Consider the following 9,983-nt stretch of genomic DNA (forward strand, 5'->3'; position numbering starts at 1 on the left):
TAGTTAGTCATACAGCCAACTGAGAAAAATCTGCTGGGAAATCAAAAGACAAGCGAGGACGCGTGAACTTTATGAATCAAAGAAAGCGAAGCTAAATATCCGGGCTAATAACCAATACTCTCATGATGTGACTGAGGAATAGCCTCGGAATCTGCCAATAAATACCACATCAAATAATCCACGACCATCGGCACTAACACAGTATGCTGATTATTGGTCTCCTGAAGCAAGCGTCGCACAGCCAGCTTTAACTCTGGACGGTTTGACGTGTCCATAATGATATCAATTTTATCGCCGTACTCACGAATGGCTTCTTCGTAGTTAGGTAAATTTGGAATACCACGATTTTTGACATCCTCCAATAATGGGTTCGCCATATTGGGCTCGCTGACCGCTAAAATTTTAACTCGACTTTCGTCTATATTGACAAATTGACTATAAAACTTGCCACCAATACGCCCTAGACCTATCATAAAAACAGTAATCTGTCTCATTCTACATCCTCCTGATGTTATTATTATGGATACTCTTAAACCTTTACAATACTAGGTTATTTAACTTCATTAGTCCAGTTAAAAACGACTTTTCTAATCACTATTTTTTACAGGCTCCGCCCAAAGGTCATATTCGTCTGCCGCAAATACCTCGACCTCTAGCATGTCACCAGGCTCTAAGTCCTGCCCTTCTGGGATAAAGACCATGCCATCAATCTCAGGGGCATCCGCCGCCGAGCGTGCAATCGCACCCTCATCATCGACCTCATCAACCAACACGCTCATGCGTTTACCAATTTTAGCCTGCATTTTTTTCGCACTAATCGCCTGCTGGGTTTGCATAAAACGATCATAGCGATCCTGTTTAACCTCATCAGGCACCTGCTCCGCGATGTCGTTCGCCGCCGCACCTTCAACGGGTGAATACTGGAAACAGCCGACCCGATCAAGCTGAGCTAACGCCAAGAAATCCAATAAGCGCTGAAACTCTTCTTCGGTCTCCCCCGGGAAGCCAACAATAAAGGTCGAGCGCAGGGTTAAATCCGGCACTTGCTGACGCCATTGTTGAATACGCTCCAGCTGTTTATCAATATTGCCTGGGCGGCGCATGGCTTTTAACACGCGCTTATCAGCATGTTGCAATGGCATATCCAAATAAGGTAATACCTTGCCTTCGGCCATCAGAGGAATCACCTCTTCGACATTCGGATAAGGATACACATAATGCAAACGCACCCAAACACCCATATCCCCGAGTGCTTTAACCAGGCCTGTCATTGAGGTTTTAACCGGCTGACCATTCCAAAAATCCAGCTTATGCTTCACATCAACCCCATAGGCGGCGGTATCTTGCGAAATAACCAACAACTCCTGCACCCCAGCTTCGACTAAACGTTTAGCCTCATCCAACACCTCACTCACTGGTCGACTGACTAAATCACCACGCATTGAGGGAATAATGCAGAAGGAGCAGCGATGATTACAGCCTTCAGAAATCTTTAGATAAGCGTAATGGCGAGGCGTCAACTTAACCCCCTGCGGCGGCACTAAATCCACATAGGGGTTATGCTCGGGCGGGGCGATGACTTCATGCACCGCATTCAATACCGTTTCATAGGCCTGGGGGCCAGATACCGATAAAACCTGCGGGTAATGCTTGAGAATTTCTTCATCACGCGCGCCCAAGCAACCGGTCACAATCACCTTGCCGTTTTCACGCAAGGCTTCCCCAATCGCATCTAATGACTCTTGTACCGCCGAATCAATAAAGCCACAGGTATTGACAATGACGGTATCCGCATCTTGATACGAATTCGACAAGTGATAACCCTCTGTGCGCAGCTGGGTCAAAATCCGCTCCGAATCCACCGTTGCTTTTGGACAACCCAAACTAACGACACCCACTGTAGGCTGATGTTTACTCATATTTTTCTCACAGTTGTATTGCGCGCTACTTAACTCGCTAGGAGCCTGTCGGACTAAAGCCAATCGGCTGCAAAAAAGCTGGATTTGGCCATTTTTTGCCCACTTCCTCGTCAAATAGCTAGCTATTCTCCTCGGAATTAAACAAAAACTGACTCAAACCAGACTTTTTTTCGCTTCGACCGGTTTAGTCCGACAGGCTCCTAAACGCTGCTTAATTGTTTTGTTATTTCAATATCTTTTTTAAGAAGGCTATTTATTAATTCACTCAAAGAAGTGGTATTGGACTTAGATTTTAACTTTGTCAACATAAACTGCTTTACGTCTTGATCCAAATAAATTGGAATATCTAACGCGTCTATTGGGCGATAAAAACGCCCCTGTTCAGCCGCTGAAAAATCATACTCTTGTTTCATAATGGACACCTTTTTTGATAAGTGTTGCTTTCAATTTTTGTCGATTTACGTGCACTAATAATTCTAACCTTTTCTATACCCTCTAAATCTTTATAGGTATGAACTACTGTTAAGATCGTTTCATTAAATGACTTACCTAACAGTATCCACCTATCTTCTGACTCAGAGTGGGCTTCATCATAAATCGTCAAAGCAAATGGGTCTGAAAAAACATAACAGGCCTGTTCAAAAGACACGCCATGCTTTGCTAAATTAACTTGTTCCTTGATAGGATCCCATTCAAATTTCATAAAAATTTATCACACCGTTAAGCAAAGTGGCGGGTTTCGCCTTGGCCTATTACGTTGTCTACACAGCGTTGGCATAATTCTGGGTGCGTAGGGTCGGTGCCAATGTCTTCGCGGTGATGCCAGCAACGCGGGCACTTATCCGCCTGCACTGCTTGGGCGTCAATCCATAAACCGGCTAGTTCAGTTTCAATCGCACTAGCGGGTTTATCACTGATAGGCAAAACCTGCGCATAAGAGGTAATTAACACAAAGCGTAACTCATCACCCAACTGCGTTAAGGCATTCAACAATTCACCCTCCGCATAGAGTTTAACCTGTGCGGTTAAGCTCGCCTTGATTTCACCGGCGTTACGCAACTCTTCCAAGCGTTTAGCCACCGCTGAGCGCACTTCAATCATTTGCGCCCAATAGGCCGAATTCATCTCAGCGGTCTCATCCAAAGCCGTCAAACCTTGATACCAAGTGGCAACAAACACCGTTTCGCTGCGCTCCCCTGGGATATAAGGCCAAATTTCTTCAGCGGTAAAGCTTAAAATCGGCGCAATCCAACGTGTCATCGCCTCTACAATATGATACAGCGCTGTTTGTGCTGAACGACGTGCTAAACCATCGGTTTTACAGGTATATTGACGATCCTTGATCACATCTAGGTAAAACGCACCCATTTCAATCGAACAAAAATGCGACACCGCCTGATAAATCTGATGAAAATGATACTGCTCATACGCATCCACCACCTGCGTCTGCACCTGATGCGCATGCCCTACCGCCCACTTATCAAGCGGCAGTAAATCCTCATAGGCGACTAAATCGGTGGCCGGATTAAAGCCATTCAGGTTCGCCAACAAGAAACGTGCGGTATTGCGAATACGGCGATAAGCATCGGCGGTGCGGCTGATTATTTCATCCGACACCGTCATTTCATAGCGATAGTCAGCGGCTGAAATCCACAAGCGCAAAATATCCGCCCCTAGCGTATCCGCAATTTTTTGCGGCGCGACGACATTGCCTTTCGACTTCGACATTTTTTTGCCATCTTTATCAACCGTAAATCCGTGCGTCAGCACCTGCTTGTAAGGCGCCGCCTCATTCATGGCGATACCTGTTAACAATGACGATTGGAACCAACCACGATGCTGATCGGAGCCCTCCAAATACAAGTCCGCTGGCGATTGCAATTCATCACGCTGCTGGCATACGCTAAAATGCGTCACGCCCGAATCAAACCAGACATCGAGAATATCCTGCACCTTTTCATAATCATTGGCTTCATCGCCCAATAATTCGCGCGCATCCAAATCATACCAAGCATCAATCGAGTGCTGCTCAATACGCTGCGCGACCTGCTCCATTAATTCGACGGTGCGTGGGTGCATCTCACCCGTCACCTTGTGAATAAAAATACAAATCGGCACACCCCACAAACGCTGGCGCGACACACACCAATCCGGACGCCCTTCAATCATCGCCTCAATTCGGTTTTGACCCCATTCCGGCACCCATTGCACGGTTTTAATCGACGCCATTGCGGCCGCACGCAAGCCTTGTTGATCCATGCTAATAAACCACTGCGGTGTGGCACGGAAAATCAACGGCGTTTTAGTACGCCAGCAATGCGGATAGCTATGGCGAATCGCCTCATGATGCAATAACGCGCCGCGTTCACGCAACACCTCCAACACCGGCTCATCGGCTTTGAGCACGTTGATACCCGCAAACAAAGGCGTACCCTCAACAAACGTACCCGTACCATCCACAGGACAATCGACCTCTAGATCATATTTCAGGCCAACAATAAAGTCGTCCTGACCATGCCCGGGTGCCGTATGCACACAACCTGTACCCGCATCCGTCGTGACATGCTCGCCCAAAATTATCGGCACAATACGCTCATAAAAAGGATGGGCTAAACGAATTAAATCAAACTGATCGCCACGACCATACGCCACCACACGATAATGCTCAATATCGCACTTCGCCATCACGTCTTTTATCAGCGCCTCAGCGATAAACAAACGCTCCTTGCCCTGCTCGGTTTCAACCTGCACCAAGGCATATTCTAATTCTGGGTTAATCGCCACCGCTTGGTTGGCTGGTAGGGTCCAAGGTGTTGTCGTCCAAATAACCACTGAAATCGGGCCTTCGCCCGTATGATCTTCAACATGATGACAGCGTTCAAAAAAGGCCGCTTCATCCAGCACCTTAAAGCGCACATCAATCGCATTCGAACGCTTTTCCTCATACTCCACCTCAGCTTCCGCCAGCGCCGAACGCCCACCAATCGACCAGTAAACCGGCTTAGTGCCTTTAACCAGGTGCCCTTTTTCAATAATTCTTGCCAAGGCACGTACTTCATTCGCTTCAAAATCAAACGCTTTGGTTAAATAGGGATTATTCCAATCAGCCATAATTCCCAAACGCTGGAAATCCTTCATCTGACCTTCAACTTGGCTTTGTGCATAATCGCGGCAGGCCTGACGGAATTCACGCTCATTTAACTTAACGCCTACCTTGCCGTGTTTTTTCTCCACGTTATGCTCAATCGGCAAACCATGACAATCCCAACCCGGCACAAACGGCGCATCAAAACCGCTCAAACCTTTGGACTTCACAATCATATCCTTGAGCACCTTATTCACCGCATGACCGATATGAATATCGCCATTGGCATAGGGTGGGCCATCATGCAAAATAAATTTAGGACGCCCTGCCATGGCTTGGCGCACAGTGTGATAGACATCGTTTTTTAACCAGCTTTCAACTTGCTTTGGCTCACGCTGTGGCAAACCACCGCGCATCGGAAAATCAGTTTCTGGAAGGTTTAAGGTTGGCTTATAGTCGGTCATGATAGGTCTCAAGGATTACTAAGTTTTAAAAGTTGTCTAGCTTGCCGCGCATCTTCAGCTATTTGTGCCTGAAGCGCGGGCAAACCACTAAATTTCATTTCTGGGCGAATAAACGCCTGCAAGCGCACTTCAACATGGGCGCCATACACCATTTTCTGCCAATCAAATAAATGGACTTCAATCGAGGGTCTTTGCCCCTGCACGGTCGGTCTGACACCCATATTCGCCACCCCCGGCCAAGGCTGATCCACCAGCCCTGCCACACGAACCGCAAACACGCCGCGCACAGGCATTTGCAAACGCTTGGGATTTAAATTTAAGGTTGGAAACCCCAGCGTACGCCCCAGTTTTTGACCATGAATGACACGGCCTTCAAAGCGAAACTCACGCCCCATCATCGCTTGTGCCGAGGTTAAATCAGGCTGGGCCAATACATCACGCACCCGTGTGCTACTCACACGCTCGCCCCCCATACTATAGGTCGGCATCGCCTTCACCTGACAGCCTGTTTGCGCACCCCATGCAGACAAAAAACCAAAATCGCCTTCGCGCTGATGACCAAATCGAAAGTCATCGCCTATAACTAAATGCTTGGCATTCAAACCCTGGTTTAAAATCTGTTGCGCAAAATCATGGGCACTCATGGCTGAAAAGGCCGCATTAAATGTCATGCAGACTAAATAATCCACACCGGCATCCGCCAGCGCGCGCACTTTTTCGCGCAGATTCATCAAGCGAACAGGCGCTTGCTCAGGGCTAAAAAACTCAATCGGAAAAGGCTCAAACACCATCACCACACTCGGCAAGCCACGCTGCTTTGCCTGGGTTTTGAGCGCGTCTAACACACACTGGTGCCCCAAATGCACACCATCAAAATTTCCAATCGTGACCACGCTGCCCGCATCAAACCGAGATTGATAACTAGCTAAATTGTGTAAACCGCGAATCAGTTGCATAGGGCGTCGTTAAGGGTATCGTTATTAATGGCAAAAGCGCAATTATAACGGATTGCGCGTTAGATGTAACCTGCCGATTTTTTGATTAAATGCTTAACGGCCACACCCAGCACCCATGCGCCTCAAACAAACGGGCGTTGTTGCCAACAGTCTGCATAATACTGCTCAATCATAGTTTTTTCTTCCACTAAAAAACCCGCAATCCCACTCGGAAACGGATTTTGCACCAGCCAATGTGCAGATTGGGTTATCACCGGTTCAAAGCCGCGTGCGATTTTATGCTCACCACCTGCACCGGGCTCAAAACGTTGCAAACCCTGCTCAATCGCAAACTCAATGCCCTGATAATAGCAGGCTTCAAAATGCAATGAATTGACCTCTTCAACACAGCCCCAATGGCGACCAAACAAGGTCGTATCACTATAAAACATCAACGAACCCGCGATATTGACACCCTCACGCTGTGCCATCACCAGCAGGACATTATCCGGCAAGGCGGCCGCTACCGCCTGAAAAAAATCTTGATTAAGCGTGGCAAGGCTGTGTTTCTCGGCAAAGGTTTTTTGATAAAACCCAGCAAAATCTTGCCAATCTTGCTCTGTCGCCGTATGACCATTCAGCCGTTTAATCGTCACCCCTGCATCCTGCACCTTGCGGCGCTCTTGTTTAATGTTTTTACGTTTTTTAGGTTTTAACTCAGCCAAAAAGTCATCAAATGTTTGATAACCGCGATTAAACCAATGAAAATGACAGTCATGACGCACTAACCAATTAGGCTGATTATTCAACCAGGCCTGGTTGTGTTGATCAGCAAAAAGAATGTGCCAACCGCTGATTTGTTGTGCCATCGCCTGCTTTTGTAAACTCGCTAGCAATAAAGCTTGGATCTTATCGGCATCCTGATCTGGCGCAACTAAAAACCTTGGACCGGTGACGGGCGCATAAGGAATGGCGCTGACCCATTTAGGGTAATAGGGCAAGCCCACCGACTGCCAAGCCTGCGACCAGGCCTGGTCGAATACAAACTCACCATAAGAATTGGTTTTGGCATAAAGCGGCATCGCCGCGATTAAGCGCCCTTGATCATACACGGCGACATGCTGCGGATACCAACCAAACTGCGGACTCACACACTGATACACCTCCAACGCCTGCAAAAACTCATGGCGCAAAAACGGATGATTATCCACCACCAACCCATTCCAGGCCCGCTGATCAATATCTGCAATCTGTCGAACTAAATGTAATTCCATAATCACCAGGCCTGGTTATATTAACTCGCCTATTTCATAAATTTCACGCAGAACAAGCTTGTTCTGCTAAACTTTGTAGACAATAGTATAAACTGGGTGCGACCGAAAATGCCAACCACCTTGTCACAGATAGCGTTCACAACCATTCCGGCCTATGCTGTCATACTCCGCCCCCAGTTTGCTCACCGATAGTCCCTGCGGCTTCGCGCTGACTACAAAATGCATGTCATATTTTTCGCCTACTGAACCCGCATCTAATCTACATATTTATTCCTTAAATATTTTGTTGTAAAATCAGATAAAGACAAATAGAATGAAAGTTCATTCTATTTTTAATCTTTCACCAAATGGAGGTTTTTATGCGCAAACTAATTGGATTGGTTTTATCATTGTTTGTTGTTGGCGGCGCTATTGCGCAACCGGATAACAGTCGAGCTTTAGAGGGCATGACACAAGCGAAGGTGGTCTGGGATATTACCAACTCCAACCCCGCCTTTTTAACCGTACAAATGCAGGTTATCACCGAAACCTATCAAAATCTAAAAGAAGCTGGGCTTCAACCAGAAATGACTCTAGCCTTCCACGGCCAAAATGTTCGATTTTTGACGGAGGCGCTAGATACGGTGGAATTAGATCAGATGGTGCAGGTCGAAGAATTTAATGAACATTTAAATGCCCTGCTGAAGCTTAAAGGCGTCAACGCTGAAGTCTGTTCGATTGCCAATCGCGTGTTTGGCGTCGAAAACGGCAAAATTCGCGCTCCGCTGGACGTGGTCGGCAACAGCTATGTCAGCTTCATCAGCCTGCAAAACAAAGGCTATGCAATTATTGGCATCCACTAAGTTCTGTAAACATAACGCAACCCCGCTGGGGGTTGCTAATCCTGTTCAACACCCAGCGTTATCGAACGCTTGTTTTTAATGATAATTTAAAATTTTCACCGCCCTTTAAATCGGCGAGTTTCACCAAATCACGAATAAAAGCTAGCTTACCAAAGAGCGTGCCGCCACTGATTATCTACCTCCTTATCGGATCAAGAAGATGTTTTAAACCATTGTGATCTAACTCGTGCATTAGCGCCAATAACTGCCCTAAGTTACCGGTTGGAAAGCCCTCACGCGCAAACCAATTAAGGTAATGCCCTGGCAAATCAGCAATAAGTCGCCCCTTGTATTTACCGTAAGGCATCGTGAGTGTAACGAGTTGTTTTAAGTTGTCTGGGTTCATTAGCTTAGTAACCGTTATCGTTGTTGCCATTTAAAAATATCGAGCAAAAGCAGCGTATCCTGCTCCTCTTTATAAATAATCCTATAACCTTGATGGATTAAATCACGATAAGTTTCATGCTGAAAGTAATGGGAAGGTCGGCACATAAATAGCTGGTTTTTAACCAATTCAAGCTTGGCCTGTAATTCACGCTCAAAACTCAACGCAGCGGATGGATTATCAAGCGCAATATAACGGAGAATAGATTGCAAACGCACAACATAAGGCCGCATTTTAACCAACTTCATCGAACTAGACCAAGCTCACGCGCAAAAAACTCATTCATCGCTTGCTCGTATTCTTCATCACTGAGTTGATAACTCGCTTCCGATTCCGCTACCCGTTTTTGAACTTCATCAATAGAAAAAACGCTAAAAGACTGTTCAAGAGCTTGTTTTTGAATCTCTTTTTGCTGTTGTTGCTGTAAATAGGTCATGATGCCTTGGCGGGCTAATGAAGATTTACTCTCCTGCAATCGCTTCGCCAAGTTACTTAACAGTGAATCCGTTTCTGCATCCAATCGAATCGTTAAAGAACTCATCAGCCCTACTCCATCACTTACACTGTCATACAGAGACCTTTGCACGAGAAAAGCTTGCCAAACCACTATAAATCTGCAAAGAAATCACTTATCTGTTAAAATAGCAACATATTATTACATATTACTGGATCTTATCACATGGCATGGAAAAACCTCTCACAGACCTCACTCGCTGACGCATTTATCTGCCCCCATCCGGCACTCAATGAATTAGATGGGGTTGAAGAGCTAATTGACTGGTCAGCGTGTGAAGCCTTAATGCTCAACATCCATAGCAACCCAATGGGTGAGCGTGCCTTTCCACCGCTACTTATGTTCAAGATCCTACTATTACAAACCTGGTACAACCTCAGTGATCCAGCCTGTGAAAAACAACTGGCTCGCGATTTATTATTTCGTCGATTTGTCCAGCTCAGCTTAACCGATAGCGTACCTGATCACTCTACCATCTGGCGTTTTCGCCAACGTCTACAAAAAGACAACCTATTGGATGCCCTAT

12 protein-coding genes are annotated in these 9,983 nt (G+C 46.4%); 2 read left to right on the top strand and 10 right to left on the bottom strand.

All coding sequences use genetic code 11. The features are described from left to right. Positions 1-104: 104 nt before the first annotated feature. The 7 genes from NA59_RS00945 to NA59_RS00975 all read right to left on the bottom strand — a co-directional run bounded on the left by NA59_RS00945 (position 105) and on the right by NA59_RS00975 (position 7,677). Positions 105-494, bottom strand: a complete 390-nt coding sequence (locus NA59_RS00945) for a hypothetical protein (protein WP_044406474.1) — start codon at positions 492-494, stop codon at positions 105-107. A gap of 93 nt (positions 495-587) precedes the next feature. Continuing rightward, positions 588-1,919, bottom strand: coding sequence for a 30S ribosomal protein S12 methylthiotransferase RimO (rimO, locus tag NA59_RS00950; protein ID WP_044406477.1), 1,332 nt, complete (start codon positions 1,917-1,919; stop codon positions 588-590). 200 nt (positions 1,920-2,119) lie between these two features. Then, on the bottom strand, positions 2,120-2,332 hold the full coding sequence (locus tag NA59_RS00955) for a hypothetical protein (protein ID WP_044406483.1): 213 nt from the start codon (positions 2,330-2,332) through the stop codon (positions 2,120-2,122). Beyond that, entirely contained in the window at positions 2,329-2,622 is a 294-nt protein-coding gene (locus NA59_RS00960; protein ID WP_044406487.1) for a BrnT family toxin, read from the bottom strand. Before NA59_RS00960 ends, NA59_RS00955 begins: the two co-directional genes overlap by 4 nt. A 17-nt stretch (positions 2,623-2,639) precedes the next feature. Continuing rightward, positions 2,640-5,468: an isoleucine--tRNA ligase gene (gene ileS, locus NA59_RS00965; protein ID WP_044406490.1), complete on the bottom strand. Its 2,829-nt coding sequence runs from the start codon at positions 5,466-5,468 to the stop codon at positions 2,640-2,642. A gap of 8 nt (positions 5,469-5,476) precedes the next feature. After that, a complete protein-coding gene (ribF, locus tag NA59_RS00970; protein ID WP_044406503.1) occupies positions 5,477-6,424 on the bottom strand; it encodes a bifunctional riboflavin kinase/FAD synthetase in 948 nt (315 codons plus the stop codon). Between the two features lie 122 nt (positions 6,425-6,546). Continuing rightward, a complete protein-coding gene (locus NA59_RS00975) occupies positions 6,547-7,677 on the bottom strand; it encodes a GNAT family N-acetyltransferase (RefSeq protein WP_044406510.1) in 1,131 nt (376 codons plus the stop codon). 359 nt (positions 7,678-8,036) lie between these two features. On the opposite strand from NA59_RS00975, the gene NA59_RS00980 reads away from it, so the two are divergent. Continuing rightward, positions 8,037-8,519, top strand: coding sequence for a DsrE family protein (locus tag NA59_RS00980; RefSeq protein WP_044406513.1), 483 nt, complete (start codon positions 8,037-8,039; stop codon positions 8,517-8,519). Between the two features lie 175 nt (positions 8,520-8,694). Here the strand turns inward: NA59_RS00980 and NA59_RS00985 are convergent, their stop codons facing one another. The 3 genes from NA59_RS00985 to NA59_RS00995 are packed head-to-tail and all read right to left on the bottom strand — an operon-like array spanning position 8,695 to position 9,484. Then, positions 8,695-8,934, bottom strand: coding sequence for a DUF3820 family protein (locus NA59_RS00985; protein WP_456154829.1), 240 nt, complete (start codon positions 8,932-8,934; stop codon positions 8,695-8,697). Further along, positions 8,919-9,191 carry a type II toxin-antitoxin system RelE/ParE family toxin gene (locus tag NA59_RS00990; protein WP_044406516.1) on the bottom strand — a complete coding sequence of 91 codons (273 nt, stop codon included), beginning with the start codon at positions 9,189-9,191 and terminating at the stop codon, positions 8,919-8,921. The genes NA59_RS00985 and NA59_RS00990 overlap by 16 nt, the downstream gene beginning before the upstream one ends. Continuing rightward, positions 9,188-9,484 carry a ribbon-helix-helix domain-containing protein gene (locus tag NA59_RS00995; protein ID WP_044406519.1) on the bottom strand — a complete coding sequence of 99 codons (297 nt, stop codon included), beginning with the start codon at positions 9,482-9,484 and terminating at the stop codon, positions 9,188-9,190. The genes NA59_RS00990 and NA59_RS00995 overlap by 4 nt, the downstream gene beginning before the upstream one ends. A 138-nt stretch (positions 9,485-9,622) precedes the next feature. On the opposite strand from NA59_RS00995, the gene NA59_RS01000 reads away from it, so the two are divergent. Then, positions 9,623-9,983: transposase (locus tag NA59_RS01000; RefSeq protein WP_044406522.1), on the top strand; the 361-nt coding region annotated here is incomplete at its 3' end.

Origin of the sequence: Thiomicrospira microaerophila (assembly GCF_000934765.1) — a bacterium.
In the GTDB taxonomy this organism is placed as follows: domain Bacteria; phylum Pseudomonadota; class Gammaproteobacteria; order Thiomicrospirales; family Thiomicrospiraceae; genus Thiomicrospira; species Thiomicrospira microaerophila.